Here is a 21,262-nt window from a genome sequence, read left to right on the forward strand (position 1 = left end):
CCTATCCTCGCTGCATTAATATTCATAGCAGGATAAACGAAATAATAGATAATGTCATATAGAAAGAATATAATATAGAATAATAATATAAATACTTTTAAAGCTTCTCTTTCTTCATAAATCAAGCTCTTGTATTTGTTCATATAAAAACTCCTCTTGATCAATCCCAAAAAAACATTTCAAATGTTATTTAAATTATAAATATGAAATTGCTTTCAGGGCAATATGTAACCTTCTAATACTATAAAAGGAAGGAGATACAGCTCCTTCCTTTTCAGTCACATTTTATAGCCACCTTACCCTATCATGTAGCAATCCATCTGTAAAATTATTATGCCCTATTACAAAATCCTTCATATATAAATTTAAATATTCCCCATACTTGCTTTCAGTATTTAATAATAATTCTTCTACATAATAAGCACCTTGTCCAAAGGTATCTAAAAGTAAACTACACAAGCCCGCATAAATCCCACATCCTACTTGGAAGTAAGTTGCATTTGTTTTATACTTTTGAAAAACTTGACTACTATTCATTACATTATACATGTATGTCTCGCTATTTTCATATACGAGTAACACACCAACTAAGTCCTCTCCCGTAATCTCTTCTTCTGCGGGATTAAATACTTTACGATTCCAATTCCATAAATCTTCTACTTTATCTAAGTTTTGTCTAATTAAATTTGTTGTATATTCATTAATCCGATAAAGAAAACCAACTTCCATATTAAAAGTTTTTCCTAAAATTAAGACTTCCTCATGCGGCATTAAACAACCATAAAATTCTTTTTCTCCTAACTTCACTTTATACTCTGAAGCATATACATCCTCATAAAAGTAAAGTGAACGATGATGACTCATATACATAGGATAACTCCATATCGCTTCATCAAGAAAACGCTCAACTGCCCATGATGCATAAAGTGTATGAGGTTTTATAAGCTCTTTATCATTCAAAAATGAATTATCATGTTCTACAATATAACATGCTCTTGGTTTTTCATTTGGACGTTCTTTCATAAGCTCAACAACCATCCATTGAACAACACCTGGATTCATACCTGAGCCTATAATTGCTCTTGTATTTGTAAATTTTTCTTTCTCCTTCTCAAACCTCATATACCTTTCCGTAAGCTGAAAACCTAGTAAACTATCATCTTGATCTACTGCCTCATTTTCCAAGGCTGAATTAATGTAATAAATTCCAAGTTCATTACAACAACTCAGTACCCTAATTGTATCTGCTCCTGAAACGTCAATAACAACCTTCGTTCTTTTTTCTTTTAAATGCTGTTTAAAGTTGACTACATCCTGAAGGTTTATTTCATATAAAAAAAACTGATCTTTCAAATTTGGAAACAAATCATCATAATAACTTTTATCTTTTTGTTTTATATCCATCAAATGGAAATTTACATTTTTTATCGCTTCATAAATTGGATCTTTTTCATTCACTATCGCTTGATTCAAAATTGCTAACACTGCTTTCGCTGCCCCACCAGCACTGCCAAGTAATGCAATAGAAAACGCATTTGGAAACTGCTCCACAAACAAAACCCCTTTAATAGATTAGTTGAGCAGTACTTCCTCAAAAAATGAATTGAATACAATAAAAGATAGCTCGTACCGATTTTTTATAATTTCGTACAAGATTACCTCTTTATAAGTAAAAAAACAGTAACATACTTACTATATTCAATTCATTTTCCCCCTCATACCCAAATAGCGGTAAACAAATAGGCTCGACCTTTTCTTCCGCATATATAAAAGAAAAAGCCAGCCCTTTTAACTAGTCTACGGACAATGGACAGATTTTACATGTTGAATATTCACATACATTTTTGCATCACGCGCTTTTAGTATTTCAATATGTCCTTCATCGATTTTCACCATTTTTCCAATTTTATTAGATTCCTCACCTAAATCAAACACCATAATTCTCCCAGACATTTTAATAAGCTGTTCTTCAAACGTTCTAGCTAAAGTAATATTTAATGGATTCACGGGGAGCTCATTTTTATTGAGGGAATAAGGGACTTGGTTTTCTTTATAAGGAATTAACCATTTCAAATGCTTTAAAGATATATATACCGTTTTATAAACCGGGCTATAAAAAACAATATAATCGTTCATTACACTTGTAACATAACCGTGTATTGGAGCATTTCCTGCCACATAAATTTCTGTAAAAATCCCTTTAGATGTGCTTAATACTTTTCTCAAAGAAATTGAAGGTGATTCTCTCTTAATTACAGAATCCACATCTGGTTTTAATATTTCTTCGTCATATTCTCTTAAAAATTTATAATATTGGATATGGTATAAAGATATATATACATAATCTTGTCCATTGTAAAGAACAACGATATCATTCCCTATATCAATTAATACACCTTTAAATCTTTTTTCACCGATTAATTTAACGTATATACTTTCTCCAATGTTCTTGTTTAACTCATTCATCTATATCCTCCTTTCTATGAATTTGTACTTTTCCTGTCTTTCATTTCTAAAAAATAATCAGGGGCAATGTTCTGTCTTAATAGTAAGAAATCTTTTTCATATACCGCGAAATAATTATAGCGAAATACGAAATCGTTCTTCACTTTCAATCATAATGCCCCTCTTATTTATTAAACATTATTCTTCTTCATTCTTTTTATCTTTAACTATTTGACTCACACTCTTAATATGAGCATTAATTACATAAATGACTTCATCACCGTTTACTAGTGTAATATTTCCATCATGTATATCACTTAATAAACCTTCCACACTCTCTGGTCCGCCACGATTAATCTTTACCCACTTATACTTCAAGTCACTTAATACATCTAAAAAAGTATCTTCATCAGAATAGAAACATGAACCATAGTAATCGTCACCTTTTGTTTCTTTCGCTTTCCTGACTAGACTCTTCACATGTTTCAGCTGATAATGCACTACTTCTCCATGAGGTAATTGTATTATAAGGTAATCTTTTCCTAACAATGACAGTACACCTACTCGACTTTCCGGTCCACGAAGATTTACTTTTACATTCTCACCGACTAAACCTTTGATTTGCTCACAGCATACTACATCCTTCAAATTCATATCCTCCTTTCTATATTATCTTCCTCTACTTGATTGTCTTTGTGCGCGAGCTCGACTTGAATTATTGCTGTTTTCATTACTTTTCTCATCGCTACTCTCATCGCTCTCTCCACTTACAGGTGCATTATAATTAACACTTTTAATATGAGATAGTGCAATTAACACAACTTCTTCTTTTATAATTAACGTTACATAATCGCTAGAAACATCTTGTAAAATACCTTCAATTTTCTCTGGACCACCACGATTAATTTTCACCCAGCGGTATTTGAAGCCTTGAAGTAGCGTTTCAAAGTCTTCTGCACTGTCTTCCTCCAACCATACAGAATCACCTATCCCACCATCTTTCGTATTTTTTGTAATGCTTTTCAGATGGCAAAGCTGGTAGTAATGGTGCTCTCCTTTTTCATTCTGTAATACGAAGTAGTCCCCACATACTGATACTATTGCTCCTTTTTGAGATTCTGGTCCACCTCTGTTTACTCTTACATAAGATCCAATTAAATCTTCCAAAAAATCCCAATGAAATAAACTCACGAGAAAACCCCTTCCATTAATTTATAAGCTTTTGCACTGATAGTATATGTATCTGTACAGGTTATGTTCGCTATGTTTGTCCCCGCTATGAAAAAATATGCTTTTAACATGTAGTACTAATACCTACAAAACTTCCTTCGCTTAAGTGAACCCTAGGATTTCTTGTGATTTTTTATATCTTAATACACAAAGATCCCGTAATAAGATACATTCCTGTATACCTTATTACGGGATCTTTTCATAAATTTAATCTTCGTCTTTAACATCCATATCTTCTGGAATTGGTTCGTTTAATATTTCTTCCACTAACTGCTTATATTTCTCCATTTGTTCTAAATGTGTATTAAACTGTTCTTTGTTTATTAAATATTGCTCTCCATCAAACAGTGCACGAACTTTCTTTTGCTGAATTAAGTCTTCAACATACGATTTTGGTAATTTCAAATACTCCGCAGCCTCTTCTATCGTTATATACAATGTGTTCATTCCTTTATTATTTTTTCATATATACTGTATCTTACTTCATTTTTGTAAACAAATAAAAAAGATTTTGTAAATACAAATTAAAAAGCAGGTAGATGCATTCCATATATTGTATAATAGTATAGTAAGTATTTTTTAAAATATAGAATGGTATTACCCATTTACACAAAGGAGAGTTAACATATGGCTACTCGTCACATCATTACAATGTTAGAAAAAACATTACGAGTTGAAACAGAAAACACAATTTCTCATCTATCTAATTCTTTATCCGATCGTATTCTTTCACAAAGTGCAGCAGTACATGAAAGCAATTGCTATCATACTATTGGCGAATGGTACAAAAATCATTTCTTATTCCAACAAGATGATTTCCTTTGGGCTAAATACGTTTTCTATGACGCATATTGTGAGGCTATAAAAAAACAAGGTCATCTTACAAAACGCGTTCGCCAAATATTAGAATCATTAGCTCGAAAACACGGAAAACAATACATTGCGTCTATACTAAATATGCCATTTCCTAATGAACAGGCAAAAGGGACAGCATAAGCCAAACCTAGATTCATTGTTTTCTCGAGAGATTACAAATAAAACGTTCATTTCACATGAACTAATGAAACCGGTGTCATGATAATGATTGAAGATATAATAAACAGGAAAACCCCCATTTACCTCTCTCGTCCATACGAATAGAGAAGTAAATGGGGGTATACTTGTTCCTTTATCCCGCTATTTGTGGGCAGTAAAACTTCCACCTCAAAATTCAGCGAAGGCGAGGGAGTTAGGTGGGAGCCGGGCTGCCCGTAAAAGCCCGATTGGTGAAGGCTAATAATCAGTGGGGGATAACCTCCCACTGATTAAAGTTTCACTTTATTATTTCATCATCTGCTTAATTAACTCTCGATTTCTCTTCTTAAATACTTCATTATGGGAAGAAACCATTCCGTATTCACTTGCATCTGGTTGAATAAATTGTTTCGCTTTATTCACAGCATTTCCAGCATCTTGGAATGCCCCTGCAATTAAATGTAATTTTCCGTCATGCTTTAAAATATCTCCAGCGGCATATAATCCGTCTACCGAGGACTCACTATTTGCATTCCCTGCAATAAAGTAATTATCTACAATTGCGACATCTAGCTCACTATTTTCCAATAATGTAATGTCACGTTCATATCCATGATTAATAATAACTTCATCGATAGGTAACTGAGAAACCTCTCCCGTTTCATGATTTGTTAATTCTACATATTCAATCGCTTCATGGTTAGCACCAGCAATTAATTTTGTAATCGATGTATTAAAGAAACATTCTGCCGAACTGTTCATAAGTTGTTTTACTTGTGCTTCATGACCAGATAATTCTTCTTTTCTATATGTTAAATAAACTTTTTTCGCAATCGGTTCTAATTCATTTGCCCAATCAATTGCCGAGTTCCCTCCGCCTGAAATAATCACCGTTTTATCCTTGAAACGTTTTAACGATTTAACTGTATAATTTAAATTTGAGACTTCGAATCTCTCAGCACCTTCAATTGATAACTTTTGTGGATTCAATATACCACTTCCAGTTGCGACGATAACTGTTTTTGAAAAATGTTCTTCTCCATTGCTTGTTTTTAACGTAAAAATACCATCTTCATTACGAATAATTGATTCTATTTTTGTATTCAATACAACTTCTGGCTTAAATGTTAATCCTTGCTGTACAAGTTGCTCAATTAACTTCTCACCAGTAACCGGTAACAATCCACCAATATCCCAAATCATTTTTTCTGGGTAAACATGTATTTTACCACCTAACTGTGGTTGAAATTCTATTATTTTCGTTTTCATCTCTCTTAGTCCACTATAAAACGCTGAATAAAGTCCCGCAGGCCCTCCGCCTATCACGGTTACATCAAACAATTCTTCTTGATTCATTCATGCTCACTCCTCAGCTACTAATCATTGATTATCATTCTCAATAAAATATAACCTGTTTCCGCAAAATTTACAATCAAAATTACTATTGACAATGCACCTATATATAATTATATTATTTAAAGAATCAATAGTGATAATCATTATCAACTTGTTAATAATTAGCAATTTTGGGATTACATTTTCTTTCATTAATATGGTCAATACTATATTGTAAAATCTCACATTCAAGATTTTTAATAAACATTTTGCATTACCACTAATCTTTCAAAAGAATTAAAGTTAAACAAATTATTGTATACACATACAAGCTATTTAAAGGAGAAAAACGATGAAAAAGTTATTTATTTCACTAACAGTTCTTTTCGTTCTTGTTATGAGTGCTTGTAGCAATGGCTCTACAGACAAAAAGGGCGATGCAAAAGATAACAAATCAGAAACAATTACATACCAGTCTGAAAATGGTAAAGTAGAAGTTCCAGCAAACCCACAACGTGTTGTTGTCTTATCATCATTCGCTGGTAACGTAATGTCATTAGGTGTAAATCTTGTTGGGGTAGATTCATGGTCTAAACAAAACCCACGTTTCGATAGCAAACTTAAAAATGTCGCTGAAGTATCAGATGAGAATGTTGAAAAGATTGCAGAATTAAATCCAGATTTAATCATTGGTTTATCAAATATTAAAAATGTTGATAAGTTAAAGAAAATCGCTCCTACTGTAACATACACTTACGGAAAAGTTGATTACTTAACACAGCATTTAGAAATCGGTAAATTATTAAATAAAGAAAAAGAAGCAAAAATTTGGGTTGATGATTTCAAGAAACGCGCACAAACAGCTGGAAAAGAAATTAAAGCGAAGATTGGTGAAGATGCAACAGTCTCTGTTGTTGAAAACTTCAACAAACAGCTTTACGTATACGGCGAAAACTGGGGCCGTGGAACAGAAATTCTTTACCAAGAAATGAAATTAAAAATGCCTGAAAAAGTAAAAGAAAAAGCATTAAAAGAAGGTTACTATGCATTATCTACTGAGGTATTACCTGAGTTCGCTGGTGATTACTTAATCGTAAGTAAAAACAAAGATACTGATAACTCATTCCAAGAGACAGAATCATATAAAAACATTCCAGCAGTAAAAAATAATCGTGTATATGAAGCAAACATGATGGAATTCTATTTCAATGATCCACTTACTTTAGATTTCCAACTAGACTTCTTCAAGAAGAGCTTTCTTGGTCAATAATACAAACATGAGGAATTCTTAATTTAAGAATTCCTCTTCCTTTATTCTATGAAAAGAAAAGATGTGAAACAAATGACAAAAGATCACGACAATCCACGTTCCATGGCTTTTACATACAAATTAATTTTGAGTATCATTGCATTCTTTCTTATTTTTATGTTTGCAATGGTGTTAGGTGCTGCAGATACTTCTATAAAAGATGTATGGTTAGCACTCACTTCCTCCGCTAAAGGAGACAAAATATCTATTATTCGCGAAATACGTTTGCCACGTGAAGTTGCCGCTATTTTTGTAGGAGCTGGACTCGCTGTTTCTGGTGCAATTATGCAAGGATTAACGCGAAACCCTCTTGCTGATCCGGGATTACTTGGCCTAACTGGCGGTGCAAATGCTGCACTGGCACTAACACTTGCTTTCAATCCTTCTATAAGCTATCTTTACCTAACGCTAGCTTGCTTTATCGGTGCTGCAATTGGCGCTATTATGGTATTTGGAATTGGTATGGTGAAAAAAGGCGGCCTTTCTCCTCTTCGAATTGTATTAGCCGGTGCTGCAGTTTCAGCATTTCTACTCGCAATTTCAGAAGGAGTCGGCATTTACTTTAAAATTTCACAAGATGTATCAATGTGGACTGCCGGGGGAGTAATTGGAACTACTTGGAGCCAGTTGAAAATTATTATTCCCGTTATTTCATTAAGTATATTTCTCGCTATCTTACTTGCGAGAAAATTGACAGTCCTTAGTTTCAGTGAAGAAGTTGCTGTTGGACTCGGTCAAAAAATTATTGTCATTAAAACAATCTTATTTATCATTATTATCTTGCTTGCAGGTGCTTCCGTAGCACTTGTCGGAAACATGGCATTTATCGGCTTAATGGTACCTCATATGGTTCGTCCGATCGTTGGACCAGACTACCGTTTTGTTATACCGATGTCAGCGATTGCTGGTGCCTCCTTTATGCTGCTCGCAGATACAATCGGACGTACAATTAACGCTCCGTATGAAACACCAGTTGCTGCAATCGTTGCAATTGTAGGATTACCATTCTTCCTATTCATTGTACGTAAAGGAGGAAGAACTTTCTCATGATGCAATCTATTCTAAAAAAACAACGCCTTATCATACTTGCATTACTTATACTTATCATCACAACAATTGTAATTGGAATGGGACTCGGTTCTGCCGCTCTCTCCTATGACAGATTAATCCCAACACTTATGGGACAAGGTACGTTTAAAGAAGAATTCGTTTTATACTCTTTAAGGCTACCTAGAATTGTCATTACATTATTAGCTGGTATGGCTCTTGCTTTATCAGGTGCTATATTACAAGGTATTACCCGAAACGATTTAGCTGAACCAGGTATTCTCGGCATTAACTCTGGTGCTGGTGTCGCAGTTGCTGTTTTCTTTCTATACTTCCCAATAGACGTAGGTTCATTTCTTTATTTACTACCAGTCGTTGGGTTTATCGGTGCTTTTCTAACAGCTGTTCTAATTTACGTATTTTCATACAGTAAAACAGAAGGACTTCAGCCAATACGCTTAACATTAACCGGCATCGGTTTTTCATTTGCACTATCTGGAGCGATGATTGTCCTTATTTCATCCGCTGATCGTATGAAAGTGGACTTTATCGCAAAATGGATTGCCGGAAACATTTGGGGAGATGACTGGACATTTGTTTTAGCAATGCTTCCATGGCTAATCGTATTAATCCCATTTGTCTTCTATAAAGCAAATCGATTAAATATACTAGCATTAAACGAACCAGTAGCAATCGGAGTTGGTATTGAAATTGAAAAAGAACGAAGATACTTATTAGTTGCAGCCGTTGCGCTTGCAGCTGCAGCTGTTTCCGTAACAGGAGGAATTAGCTTTATCGGACTGATGGCTCCTCACATCGCCAAATCTTTAGTAGGACCAAGGCATCAAATATTCATCCCTATCGCTGTTTTAATCGGCGGATGGTTATTGCTACTAGCGGATACAATTGGACGAAATATCGTCGAACCTAGCGGTATTCCAGCTGGTATTGTCGTTGCTTTAATTGGTGCACCTTACTTTATGTATTTGTTATTGAAGAAGGCATAGAGAAACACCCTCAAGATTTTTCCTTGAGGGTGTTTTCATTTTACTGCTGTCCATACCCTTCAAACTTCTTCGCCAAATTCTCCATCTCGTCTTCTGGCAATAACTTCGGTTCTCCGACACTTTTCGTTTGATAATAAATTTGCGCACAAAACTCAATTTCTTCTGCGATAGTAAATGCCATTTTTATATTATTCGCTCCAGCCATTAAACCATGGTTCGCAAGCAACACTGCACGACGATCAATCATCCCTTCAAACGCTGCCTCTGCTAATTGCTTCGTACCAAATGTTTCATACGGTGCACAGCGAACATTTGGACCTGCAAAAGCAATTAAATATGACACAGCAGGAAGTTCCCATCCTAATGATGCGATTGTCTTTGCATAAGGAGAATGTGTATGCACAAGCGCATTTATATCTTCACGATTTCTATAATAAATAAGGTGCATGTCTAACTCGCTTGATGGTTTTCTCTCTCCTTCCATCACTTCACCATCTAAATTCAATATAACTACATCTTCAGGCTTCGTTTCATAATAATCTAAACCGCTTGGGCTAATTGCAACAAGCCCTTGTTCACGATTAAAAATACTAATATTACCCCCAGTCCCCTTTGTTAAACCACTGGAGATCATTTTCTTTCCATACGCTACAATTTCTTCTCTTTCGTTTTGTAATAACATATACATCCCCCTAAGTATGAAGCTTATGATGACTGACTATATATCTACTTACTAAAATAGCTTTTTTAAGTTCTCCGTAAACGGTGCTTCCACAATCCCTTTTTCCGTAATAATCGCTGTTACATTTTCATATGGCGTAACATCAAATGCCGGATTATATACTTTACTTTCTTTCGGAGCAGAATATTGTCCGAAACGATTGATCACTTCAGAAGCATCTCTTTCTTCAATTGGAATTTCTTTTCCTGTCGGTGTTTTCAAATCAATTGTCGGCGTTGGTGCTGCTACATAAAATGGAATGTTGTAGTATTTAGCTAAAATAGATACGCCTAATGTTCCAATTTTATTTGCTACATCCCCGTTTGCTGCTACGCGGTCACATCCAACGATTACCGCATCAATTTTCCCTTGTGACATGACCATTGCTGCCATATTATCTGTAATGACCGTTACATCAATTCCCGCTCGCTGCAGTTCTAATGCTGTTAACGTTGAACCTTGTAATCTTGGGCGTGTTTCGTCAGCGTAGATTTTAAGGTCCCATCCTTTTTCTTTCGCTAAGTACATTGGAGCTGTCGCGGTACCGTACTTAGTCGTTGCTAACGCACCTGCATTACAATGCGTTAATACTCCCATGCCATCATGGAATAATGTTAATGCGTGTTCTCCAATTTGACGGTTAATTTCTTCATCTTCTCTATGAATCTCTTTTGCTTCTTCTAATAATCTATCTTTCAACTGCGCAATTGATAAGTGAGCATTCTCTTTCGCTACACTTTCCATTCTTTCAAGTGCCCAAAATAAATTTACTGCCGTCGGTCTTGATGTTGCTAAATATGCACATACCTTTTTTACTTCCTCTATGAATTCTTCCACCGAACTTTCAGCAACTTCCTTTACCCCTAAATACACACCATAGGCTGCTGAAACTCCTATTGCCGGAGCTCCTCGTACTTTCATTACTTGAATCGCATCCCAGACACCCTCAGCCGTTTTAAAAGATTCATAGACTACTTCGTTCGGCAATACCGTTTGATCCAACAACACTAAAGCATCATCTTTCCACTGAATTGGTATTAATTGCTCTGCCATCATCTTCTCCCCTTACTTCGCACTATGCATTTGTTGTTTTAACGTTTCTACAAAACTGCCACCTGTTTTATATTGATTCCCTTGTAAAATAAACTTCTTCGCGGCCTGAAGACAAATTCGCTCCGCTCTAGCACGCGCTGCATCCTTCTCAATACAAGTAATATCCTTTACCTTCGCTAGACCAACAATACGGCGAATTAACTCAAGACCCGTCACTGCAGCTGTATCCTCTAATACAGATTGTAAATAAACTTGGTTAAAGCCTTCTTCCTTCGCCATAACCTCTGTCACATGAATATCCCAAGCATCTAAAAACTTCTTCTTAAATAAATCAATTACATCTATCATGGTAGATTCTAGCCAGTTCATATATGTATCTTTCTCCATACCAGATTGCATCACTGCATCTGCATTCACCCATGCAAACATTAAATTCGCCATTACATTCCCAACGTCATATCCCATAGGTCCATAAAAAGCAAACTCTGGATCAATCACCTTTGTAGAATCACGTTTTACAAAAACAGAACCAGTATGTAAATCACCGTGAAGCAGCGCCTGCGCATTCGTCATAAAAGAAAATTTAAGCTTCGCTACTTCCATACGAAGCTCTTTATCACCATAAATATGCTCCCTAATCCATCCTTCATTTAATTGAAACAATTCGTTGCGTTTATTATGGTTTGTAAATGGCTCTGAATATACGAGATCCTCTGTAATCTCACATAACTCAGGATTTATATAATTCTTCACGAGTTCCTTCTTCTCTTTATGATTCATTACAACATCTGATGTTAATAGAAGAGTATTTACCATAAAAGTAGTTAAATCATCAGCAAGCCTCGGAAACATTTGATGATTTATGAGTGCTGTGCGTAATATTGTGTGATCTGATAAATCTTCCATCACGCAACAATTCATCACACTATCAAACAAATATACATTTGGCACAAGTCCAGGTGCTAACTCTCCCTCTAATCGCAAAACATCTGATTCTATACGAATACGATTCGTCGATAACTTAAACTCATCTGAAATACGTGCTGTATCCCCAGCCTGCTTTACGATGATGGAAATGTTCTCCTTTTCATCCCAAACGCGGAACACATAATTTAAATTGCCATCGCCTATTTCTTTACACTTTAACCCCTTTGCCTGTTCAAACTTAGGCACTTTCTCTTTCACATATGTAATCACATCTTTAGCTTCCATTAAAAAATACTTCGTGAACTTAGACATGGCTTCCCCTCCATACTAATTGTAAGCGTTTTCTAAAAGCTATAAAAAATAATAGACGAAATGTTTCATCCTATAATATATATTCTTCTTTTTGAAAGGTATATCTAGGTTTTATTATATCTTGTTAGTACTTTGAGTCAATGTTTCTAATTATCATTGCAATATACTTCTTAATTATATATTTGAGATGACAAAAATTGTTCACAAAGATTCCGATTCATTTTGTTTTATTTATCGCATAATTCTTTGTAAAATAGAAATAAGCAGTTCCTTTTCAAATCCACAACTTCTAAGAAATATTTCCTTCCGAAGAACTTATACTTACACCATATCTCTAACATACACACTACTCTTTCAAACACTCATTGAAAATTTACGACATGAAAATTACCTTTTAATTCCCTAACAGCCTTAATTGAGAATAAATATTAATTAAATTGGTATAAAGTTGGTTTATTCTCTTGACAAAATAACCACTTCTATATGATAATTAATATCGAATTAGAATTATTATAGTTAATTAAAATATATATTTTATGAGCAAACTATTTTTTGATGCTCAAAACCAACCTTTAGGAGGAAATTTAATATGTTATTAATCGGCACAGAAGTAAAACCGTTTAAAGCTAATGCTTACCATAATGGAGAATTTATCCAAGTTACTGACGAAAGTTTAAAAGGAAAATGGAGTGTAGTTTGTTTCTACCCAGCTGACTTCACATTCGTTTGTCCAACTGAACTTGAAGACTTACAAAACCAATATGCAACTCTAAAAGACTTAGGTGTTGAAGTATACTCTGTATCTACAGACACTCACTTCACTCACAAAGCTTGGCATGATAGCTCAGAAACTATCGGCAAAATCGAATACATTATGATTGGTGACCCAACTCGCACAATCACTAGCAACTTCAACGTTTTAATTGAAGAAGAAGGTCTTGCTGCTCGTGGTACATTCATCATCGATCCAGACGGCGTTATCCAATCTATGGAAATCAATGCTGACGGTATCGGTCGTGACGCAAGCATTCTTGTTAACAAAATTAAAGCAGCTCAATACGTACGTAACAACCCAGGTGAAGTTTGCCCAGCTAAATGGCAAGAGGGTTCTGCAACACTTAAACCAAGCCTTGACCTTGTAGGCAAAATCTAAGGAGTTCGATCAAAATGATACTAGATGCAGATATAAAAACACAACTATCCCAATACCTTCAGTTAATGGAGAACGATATTTTACTTAAAGTTAGCGCAGGAGAAGATAACGTATCTAAAGATATGTTATCTCTAGTAGACGAATTAGCTACTATGTCATCTAAGATTACAGTAGAAAAAGTTGAACTAGAGAGAACACCAAGCTTTAGCGTAAATCGCCCTGGTGAAGACACTGGTGTAGTATTCGCTGGTATTCCATTAGGACACGAATTTACTTCATTAGTGTTAGCTTTACTACAAGTTAGTGGACGTGCTCCAAAAGTTGAACAAAAACTAATCGATCAAATCAAAAACATTCAAGGCGAATATCATTTTGAATCTTATATCAGCCTAAGTTGTCATAACTGTCCTGATGTTGTACAAGCTCTTAACGTAATGAGCGTTCTTAACTCTGGTATTACACATACTATGATTGATGGCGCTGCATTCAAAGAGGAAGTAGAAAGTAAAGACATCATGGCAGTACCAACTGTGTACCTAAACGGCGAATCTTTCGGAAGCGGTCGTATGACACTTGAAGAAATTTTAGCTAAAATGGGTAACGGTCCAGATGCATCAGAGCTTTCTGATAAAGATCCATACGATGTTCTTGTTGTTGGTGGCGGCCCAGCTGGTGCAAGTGCAGCAATTTATGCAGCACGTAAAGGCATCCGCACAGGTATCGTTGCTGAGCGCTTCGGTGGTCAAGTAATGGATACTATGGGTATTGAGAACTTCATCAGCGTAAAACGCACTGAAGGTCCTAAGCTAGTAGCAAGCCTTGAAGAGCACGTAAAAGAATACGACATCGATGTAATGAATCTACAACGTGCGAAACGTTTAGAGAAAAAAGAACTTATTGAAGTGGAACTTGAAAACGGCGCTATTCTGAAAAGTAAGAGCGTAATCGTTTCAACAGGTGCTCGCTGGCGTAATGTTGGCGTACCGGGTGAAGCTGAGTTCAAAAACAAAGGTGTAGCATACTGCCCACACTGTGACGGTCCATTATTCATTGGAAAAGATGTAGCGGTTATTGGCGGAGGTAACTCTGGTATTGAAGCAGCTATCGACTTAGCAGGTATTGTTAATCACGTAACTGTTCTTGAATTCATGCCAGAATTAAAAGCTGATGCTGTATTACAAGAACGTCTTAACAGCTTACCAAACGTAACTGTTCTGAAAAACGTTCAAACGAAAGAAATTACTGGTACTGACAAAGTAAACGGTATTTCTTACATCGATCGTGAAACTGAAGAAGTTCATCACGTTGAATTACAAGGTGTATTCGTTCAAATCGGTCTTGTGCCAAACACAGACTGGTTAGGCGAAACTGTTGAACGCGTTCGCGGTGAAATCGTAACAGACAAGCACGGCGCTACAAACGTACCAGGAGTGTTTGCTGCAGGTGACTGTACAAATAATCCGTACAAACAAATCATCATCTCTATGGGTTCAGGTGCAAACGCAGCTTTAGGTGCATTTGATTACTTAATCCGTAACTAATACAAAAGCAGGTGCCGTGGCACCTGCTTTTGTAGTTTAATGAATAATAAATCGTGAATGAAATTATATCAGCGATAATTCAAATATATCGTCTTACCGACAAATTATGACAAAGATTCTAATCTATAAACTAAAAACCTCTCATTCCCATTCTTCTCATAAGCCCCTGGCAATCTAACTTCTTTCTTCAACTCAAACGCAGTTTGATTCTCTAAGAAGAAAATATAATCCTCCGAAGGATAGTATAAAATAATATCCACTTCTCTCTCCGCTTCTTCTACCGAAAGTAAAATGTTATTAACTACATTCATAAACACTTGTACTGAAAACGGATTAAAGAAATAAAATCGGTTATCACGCGGATCAATCTCATATTCTTGCGCTAAACAACACTCAAATTGAATTTTATCTTTACCGTCTCTTACTTTTCGTGCATAACGATCACGATTATCTATCGCTTCTTTATAAAACTCTTCATTCATTTCAATTCCAACTGCTGAAGCACCGCACTTATGATGCATGTAAAAGTTTAATCGTCCTTTTCCGCATCCAAAGTCTACAATTCGATCGCCACTTTTAATTTCGTATTGATTCAATAACTCATCCAACCCGCTATACGGTGTCGGTTCATAGCGGTGGTAATGCATAGACTTATTAAATCCTTTTTGCTCACCCACAGTTTTTATATTTAATACAGCATCGTAATATTGTTCGTTCATTCGTTTGCTCCTATTAAGAAATATTACTATTATTATACACCACGTATTGAATGCTCATTTCACATAAAATTAATTGATACGTGAAATTATATTGTCGCAAATGAAAATATATCGACTTAACGACAAATTCCTACAAAAAAACAGGAGCTCTCTAGCCCCTGTCTTCCAGCACTTTCAATACAGTTTGTTTCAATATTTCTACTCCATCCATTATACAACTATGATCGAACTTCATATACGGATGGTGTAATCCAGGTTGTAAGTTTGCCCCTAGTCCAAGCATGACAGCTTTTAAATGTGGTCTCTTCACTGTGTAGTAATGGAAATCATCGCTTCCTGTCGTATAGAGCGGTCCTGTACATCTCTCTTCTCCATACACTTCGATAATACCCTTGCGCATATAACGCTCTGCTTCTTCTGACACTTCTGCTCCTGGTGCGAGATCGATCCACTCATAAGAAAGTTTAGATCCCATTGATTCAGCTGACTGAATTACTTGCTCTATTTTTTGCTTCAATTCATCTAGTAATATGTTATTTTCTGCTCTTACATCTAAACTAAAATGCCCGTTACCCGGAATAATATTTAGATTATCACCACCAGCTTGGCATCTCGTCATCTTAACAGAATAAGACGTCTGAGGCGGTAACCATATATTTTTCAATCCAATATTAATCATCGAGATGACATCAATTGCATTTATCCCTTGATGCGGGCGTGCCCCGTGTGCATCATCTCCATGAATCATACCTTCTAAAAACCCTGCTGCTCCGTGACGAATAGACGGTGCAGCTTGTTTCAAAGGCAGTTCTTCAATCGGCCTTAAATGAACACCAAATAAGAAATCTGCATCATCCACGGCGCCCTTCTCTACCATCTTTAAAGAACCATTTCCTTTTTCCTCTGCCGGCTGAAAAATAAATCTAACAGTACCGCTATCCCATCTCATATTTTTCAGTTGTAAAATAAGGCCCATCACAATTGTCATATGAGCATCGTGACCACACGAATGGTTTGCTTTAAACTCCCCGTCTACTTCTTGCCAAAGTGCATCCATATCAGCACGAATCGCGATAACTGGATTACCGCTTCCTATTTCAGCAATCACGCCTGGGCAATCATCAAATATTTTATATGAAATTCCTTCTTCTTTTAAAAAATTAGTAATATACGCTGTCGTTTCATACTCTTTCCAACTCACTTCAGGGTTTTCGTGTAAATGCTGAAAAATTTCCGTTAAACGCTCTTGTAGTTCTAATGTTTTCAACGTTTCATTCTCCTTCCCAAATTACAAACCATTCAGGTTAATTATACTTATGAAAAACAGATGTTTTTATGAACATATTGAATTTTAAGAAAAAAGTCAATTATTTATTTTCAAGCGCTATTAATAACTCATTTCCACTCACCTTATACAGAAAGAACATTCGTTATTTTCTGTTTTTTATTGACGCTTACATATATTTTTAGTTATTATAACTTAATAAACGTCTATTTTGCGACAATTCAAAAAATACAAACATACATAATGAGGAGGCAGTTTATGAAAAAAGAAATACCTTTTGGCGTAGCAATAATCCCTATTATCATTACAGTTGCAGTTATGATGGTTACAATTGTTGTATTAAAACAAAGCCCTCACGTTCCACTTATTATCGGTACAACCGTTGCTTCTATCGTCGCTTGGCGTTACGGTTACAAATGGAACGACATTGAAGAAGCAATGTATAAAGGAATTCGCCTCGCATTACCCGCTATCGTTATCATTATTCTTGTAGGTTTAACGATCGGTGCTTGGATTGGCGGTGGAATCGTCGCAACAATGATTTATTACGGTTTAGAACTTTTAACTCCATCACTATTTTTAGTTTCAATTACCGTGATTTGTTCTATCGTTGCGTTAGCGATTGGTAGCTCCTGGTCTACAATGGGAACAATTGGTGTTGCTGGAATGGGTATTGGCCTAAGTATGGGAATCCCAGCCCCAATGGTTGCTGGTGCCATTATTTCAGGCTCTTATTTCGGCGATAAAATGTCACCGCTTTCAGACACGACGAACTTAGCCGCAGGATTAACAAATACAGATTTATTCGTGCATATCCGTCATATGTTATTTACTACAATCCCAGGTTTAATTATTACTCTTATCGTCTATGCGTTCTTAGGAAGAGGCTTCGGCGATAACAATATTGATGCAAAAAGCATCGATCAAACATTACAAGTATTGCAACAAAACTTTGTTATTTCACCCTTCCTATTAATCATACCTGTAGTCGTTATGGTATTGGTCGCTAAAAAAGTACCAGCTATACCAGCTATTCTAGTAGGTATCATTTTAGGGTTTCTATCCCAGGTCTTTATTCAAGGTGGTTCTGTCTCAGCCGCTGTCGGTGCACTCCAAACTGGATTTGTCATAGACACTGGAAACAAGCTAGTAGACGAACTATTTAACCGCGGTGGCTTAGATTCGATGATGAATACAGTTTCTATGACAATTGTCGCTATGACTTTCGGCGGAGTATTAGAACATACTGGAATTCTTCGCTCAATTGTAAATCAAATTTTAAAATTAGCGACATCAGCAAAGGGACTTATCGCTTCTACTATCGCATCTTGCTTTGCAACAAACCTCACTTGCTCTGAACAATATATTTCGATTGTTGTTCCTTCAAGAATGTATGCAAATGCGTACACAGAAAAAGGACTACATTCTAAAAATTTATCCAGAGCATTAGAAGATGGTGGAACATTAACTTCTGTTTTCGTACCTTGGAATACATGTGGTGTATTTATACTCGCAACACTTGGAGTCGGCGCATTCGAATATGCTCCTTATGCTATATTGAATTTCATCGTACCTATTATCTCCATCATTTACGGCATAACTGGTCTCACAATTACGAAGCTATCGGATATTGAAAAAGCAGACCTACTGAAAAAACAAAAAGCTCAACTAGAAGCTTAAAATTTTTGAAACGAATACAATGGTAAATTCAGCTCATATATTGCGCGAGGGCGCCCTTGTTGATAGGGCATTTCCTCGCCGCAAATATTGGCATACCTATAATCAACTAATTTCTTTAACAGCCTTTCCGTCGATCGCCGAGTCACTTGTAAGTACTCAGAAAGATCGGCCGCTGTAAATTTCAATGATGGATGCGACTGACTAAATTGAATAATTTTTGACAAGTTTGCAGGACTAAGCTTCGTTTCCTTTGCTATTTTCATTAATTCAGGATTATCGTTTTTTAAACTTTGTACTCTCTGTTCTTTCGGGAACGGACCAAATAATTCTTTATCACTTGTTAGTATATAAAAACAGCGTTCTATCGGATTATTTTTTGCGAAACCTTGAGCGATTTTTGCATTTTGTTCCGCTTCATTTACTGTTTTTCCGTAACCAAATCCAATAGATACCACTCCTTCTACACTTGTAAATACGTTATCTATCATATTTGTTTTTATAATCGATTCGATATCACCACGAGTTGTATACAAAATGAAAGTCATGTCATCAACTTGTTTGAATGAACCACGTAATTCTTTTGAAATAACATCTAGTTGTTCAATTAAATCTTTTCGTAGTTCTAAAGAAGAAATCATACAAGCACCAACAGTAGCTGAATGGCTTTTTGCTAACTCAGCTTTTATTTTTGCATCTTTTAACCCATGTATAATTGATTGTGTCGGATCTATCATACGCTCTGAGGGAATACCTATTTTTTGAAGTTCGTCGTAGACAGCATGAATACTTGTTAGAGCTAAATCAGCCTCTCCGGCTTGATATTTATCTACGTGAAAATCGATGATTCTACTTATTTCATCTTTACTCCATAACATATTTTCATAATCCAACACTTGTGGATTTTCTTTTATACCGATATCATGGAACACATTTGTAATAAACGAACGGTCTACTAAATCAATTGAAATTTTATGAGGTTGAATACTTTGATGATATATTATAGAAAGGAGTGAAGATGCAACAGTTGTCTCGTCTTGCTGTAAGTACGTACTTGGAATTCGTAATTGTTCTCTTATTTCTTTTGCCATATAATAAGGTAGGGCACCGGAGAAAAAGATAACATCACAAGGTTTTAAACGCTTTAATATTTCAGAAGATTCTGCCGGGTGAAGGTAAATATATGGATCAATCTCTATCTCTTCTAGTTTATGAGCAATAGGTAAAAGATTCTCCATAAACTCTTTTGAACCGACAACTGCAATTTTTATTATCATTTTCTCTAACTCCTCATCATTAATTAACGACTATTTAACGTCAACTATATCAAATGTACAAAACTATTGTAAACAGGAAGGGGTCTTTATTCAATGAAAATTACAGCTATTCATCTTTACGCAATTCGTTTACCGCTTCGAGATCCGTTTGTTATTAGTTATGGTTCTTATTCTGATATGCCTTCTATTATCGTCAAAATGGAAACAGATGAAGGTATTATCGGTTACGGCGAAGGCGTTGCCGATGATCACGTTACAGGTGAATCATGGGAAAGTACTTTCCATGTTTTAAAACATATACTTGCTCCTGCTCTAATTGGGCAAAATCCAATGAATATCGAAAAAATACACGACATGATGGACAATACAATTTACGGTGTGCCAACAGCGAAAGCTGCAATTGATATTGCTTGTTTTGATATAATGGGCAAAAAACTAAATCAACCTGTATATCAATTAATTGGCGGGCGCTACCATGAAGAGTTTCCTGTCACTCACGTCTTAAGTATCGCCGATTCAGAAGATATGGCTGAAGAAGCTGCCTCTATGATTCAGAAAGGTTACCAATCTTTCAAAATGAAAGTCGGTACGAATGTAAAAGAAGATGTAAAACGAATTGAAGCTGTACGTGAACGCGTAGGAAATGATATCGCGATCCGCGTTGATGTAAACCAAGGCTGGAAAAATAGCGCAAACACATTAACAGCACTTCGTTCATTAGGACATTTAAACATTGACTGGATTGAACAACCTGTAGTAGCAGACGATATTGACGCAATGGCCCATATTCGTTCTAAAACAGACCTTCCGCTCATGATTGATGAAGGATTAAAAGGCTCTCGTGAAATGCGCCAAATTATTAAATTAGACGCAGCTGATAAAGTGAATATAAAACTAATGAAATGCGGCGGCATATATCCAGCTGTAAAACTCGCTCATCAAGCTGAAATGGCAGGCATTGAATGCCAAGTTGGATCGATGGTCGAATCATCTGTTGCCTCTTCCGCAGGATTCCATGTCGCTTTCTCAAAAAAAATCATTACTAGTGTCGAACTTACAGGTCCATTAAAATTCACGAAAGACATCGGAAACCTACATTACGACGTACCATTTATTCGCTTAAACGAAAAGCCAGGACTCGGCATTGAAATAAACGAAAATACATTACAAGAATTAACCGTCTTTCAAGACGTTGTACGCTAAAGGAGGA

The 21,262-nt window shown here is 35.8% G+C and carries 20 protein-coding genes and 1 pseudogene; 8 read left to right on the forward strand and 13 right to left on the reverse strand.

Annotated elements, in window-relative coordinates:
- The 6 genes and pseudogenes from KI356_RS03050 to KI356_RS03075 all read right to left on the reverse strand — a co-directional run.
- Positions 1-143 (reverse strand): annotated as a pseudogene (locus KI356_RS03050) (ATP-binding protein); the annotation flags it as partial.
- A gap of 142 nt (positions 144-285) precedes the next feature.
- On the reverse strand, positions 286-1,551 hold the full coding sequence (locus tag KI356_RS03055) for an S-adenosylmethionine decarboxylase related protein (RefSeq protein WP_212934771.1): 1,266 nt from the start codon (positions 1,549-1,551) through the stop codon (positions 286-288).
- 246 nt (positions 1,552-1,797) lie between these two features.
- Positions 1,798-2,466: a YwrJ family protein gene (locus KI356_RS03060; protein WP_212934772.1), complete on the reverse strand. Its 669-nt coding sequence runs from the start codon at positions 2,464-2,466 to the stop codon at positions 1,798-1,800.
- Positions 2,467-2,643: 177 nt separating this feature from the next.
- Positions 2,644-3,093, reverse strand: a complete 450-nt coding sequence (locus KI356_RS03065; protein WP_212934773.1) for a spore coat protein — start codon at positions 3,091-3,093, stop codon at positions 2,644-2,646.
- Between the two features lie 21 nt (positions 3,094-3,114).
- Positions 3,115-3,636: an LSm family protein gene (locus tag KI356_RS03070; protein WP_212934774.1), complete on the reverse strand. Its 522-nt coding sequence runs from the start codon at positions 3,634-3,636 to the stop codon at positions 3,115-3,117.
- A gap of 246 nt (positions 3,637-3,882) precedes the next feature.
- A complete protein-coding gene (locus KI356_RS03075; protein WP_002010190.1) occupies positions 3,883-4,122 on the reverse strand; it encodes a helix-turn-helix domain-containing protein in 240 nt (79 codons plus the stop codon).
- Between the two features lie 180 nt (positions 4,123-4,302).
- Between KI356_RS03075 and KI356_RS03080 the strand changes: the two genes are divergently transcribed.
- Positions 4,303-4,671 (forward strand): hypothetical protein, encoded by a 369-nt coding sequence (locus KI356_RS03080; protein ID WP_212934775.1) that lies wholly within the window; start codon positions 4,303-4,305, stop codon positions 4,669-4,671.
- Positions 4,672-4,995: 324 nt separating this feature from the next.
- Here KI356_RS03080 and KI356_RS03085 read toward each other — a convergent pair whose 3' ends face one another.
- Positions 4,996-6,045, reverse strand: coding sequence for an NAD(P)/FAD-dependent oxidoreductase (locus KI356_RS03085; protein WP_212934776.1), 1,050 nt, complete (start codon positions 6,043-6,045; stop codon positions 4,996-4,998).
- Between the two features lie 331 nt (positions 6,046-6,376).
- Between KI356_RS03085 and KI356_RS03090 the strand changes: the two genes are divergently transcribed.
- Genes KI356_RS03090 through KI356_RS03100 form a run of 3 tightly spaced genes read left to right on the forward strand, consistent with a single transcriptional unit; the run spans position 6,377 to position 9,387 of the window.
- Complete coding sequence (locus KI356_RS03090) at positions 6,377-7,294, forward strand: iron-hydroxamate ABC transporter substrate-binding protein (protein ID WP_212934777.1); 918 nt, start codon at positions 6,377-6,379, stop codon at positions 7,292-7,294.
- 48 nt (positions 7,295-7,342) lie between these two features.
- Positions 7,343-8,383 carry a FecCD family ABC transporter permease gene (locus KI356_RS03095; RefSeq protein WP_212934778.1) on the forward strand — a complete coding sequence of 347 codons (1,041 nt, stop codon included), beginning with the start codon at positions 7,343-7,345 and terminating at the stop codon, positions 8,381-8,383.
- Positions 8,380-9,387, forward strand: coding sequence for a FecCD family ABC transporter permease (locus tag KI356_RS03100; protein WP_212934779.1), 1,008 nt, complete (start codon positions 8,380-8,382; stop codon positions 9,385-9,387). The genes KI356_RS03095 and KI356_RS03100 overlap by 4 nt, the downstream gene beginning before the upstream one ends.
- 40 nt (positions 9,388-9,427) lie before the next feature.
- On the opposite strand, the gene KI356_RS03105 is transcribed toward KI356_RS03100, so the two are convergent.
- The 3 genes from KI356_RS03105 to mtnK are packed head-to-tail and all read right to left on the reverse strand — an operon-like array spanning position 9,428 to position 12,400.
- On the reverse strand, positions 9,428-10,069 hold the full coding sequence (locus KI356_RS03105) for an L-fuculose-phosphate aldolase (protein WP_128282661.1): 642 nt from the start codon (positions 10,067-10,069) through the stop codon (positions 9,428-9,430).
- Between the two features lie 51 nt (positions 10,070-10,120).
- A complete protein-coding gene (gene mtnA / locus KI356_RS03110; RefSeq protein ID WP_212934780.1) occupies positions 10,121-11,161 on the reverse strand; it encodes an S-methyl-5-thioribose-1-phosphate isomerase in 1,041 nt (346 codons plus the stop codon).
- 12 nt (positions 11,162-11,173) lie between these two features.
- Positions 11,174-12,400: an S-methyl-5-thioribose kinase gene (mtnK, locus tag KI356_RS03115; protein ID WP_212934781.1), complete on the reverse strand. Its 1,227-nt coding sequence runs from the start codon at positions 12,398-12,400 to the stop codon at positions 11,174-11,176.
- 589 nt (positions 12,401-12,989) lie between these two features.
- On the opposite strand from mtnK, the gene ahpC reads away from it, so the two are divergent.
- The gene (gene ahpC, locus KI356_RS03120; protein WP_002115711.1) at positions 12,990-13,553 is read left to right on the forward strand and encodes an alkyl hydroperoxide reductase subunit C; all 564 of its coding nucleotides are present in this window, start codon (positions 12,990-12,992) and stop codon (positions 13,551-13,553) included.
- Positions 13,554-13,567: 14 nt separating this feature from the next.
- Complete coding sequence (gene ahpF, locus KI356_RS03125) at positions 13,568-15,094, forward strand: alkyl hydroperoxide reductase subunit F (protein WP_212934782.1); 1,527 nt, start codon at positions 13,568-13,570, stop codon at positions 15,092-15,094.
- Between the two features lie 104 nt (positions 15,095-15,198).
- Here ahpF and KI356_RS03130 read toward each other — a convergent pair whose 3' ends face one another.
- A complete protein-coding gene (locus KI356_RS03130; protein ID WP_212934783.1) occupies positions 15,199-15,813 on the reverse strand; it encodes an SAM-dependent methyltransferase in 615 nt (204 codons plus the stop codon).
- A gap of 151 nt (positions 15,814-15,964) precedes the next feature.
- Entirely contained in the window at positions 15,965-17,080 is a 1,116-nt protein-coding gene (locus KI356_RS03135) for a M20 peptidase aminoacylase family protein (RefSeq protein ID WP_002115703.1), read from the reverse strand.
- Between the two features lie 276 nt (positions 17,081-17,356).
- Between KI356_RS03135 and nhaC the strand changes: the two genes are divergently transcribed.
- Positions 17,357-18,778, forward strand: coding sequence for a Na+/H+ antiporter NhaC (gene nhaC, locus KI356_RS03140; RefSeq protein WP_212934784.1), 1,422 nt, complete (start codon positions 17,357-17,359; stop codon positions 18,776-18,778).
- Here nhaC and KI356_RS03145 read toward each other — a convergent pair.
- A complete protein-coding gene (locus tag KI356_RS03145; protein WP_212934785.1) occupies positions 18,775-20,052 on the reverse strand; it encodes a transcriptional regulator in 1,278 nt (425 codons plus the stop codon). The genes nhaC and KI356_RS03145 overlap by 4 nt on opposite strands.
- Before the next feature lie 93 nt (positions 20,053-20,145).
- On the opposite strand from KI356_RS03145, the gene KI356_RS03150 reads away from it, so the two are divergent.
- Positions 20,146-21,255 (forward strand): mandelate racemase/muconate lactonizing enzyme family protein, encoded by a 1,110-nt coding sequence (locus tag KI356_RS03150; protein WP_088057362.1) that lies wholly within the window; start codon positions 20,146-20,148, stop codon positions 21,253-21,255.
- Positions 21,256-21,262: the final 7 nt, after the last annotated feature.

Source organism: Bacillus hominis, assembly GCF_018332515.1.
Taxonomy (GTDB): domain Bacteria; phylum Bacillota; class Bacilli; order Bacillales; family Bacillaceae_G; genus Bacillus_A; species Bacillus_A hominis.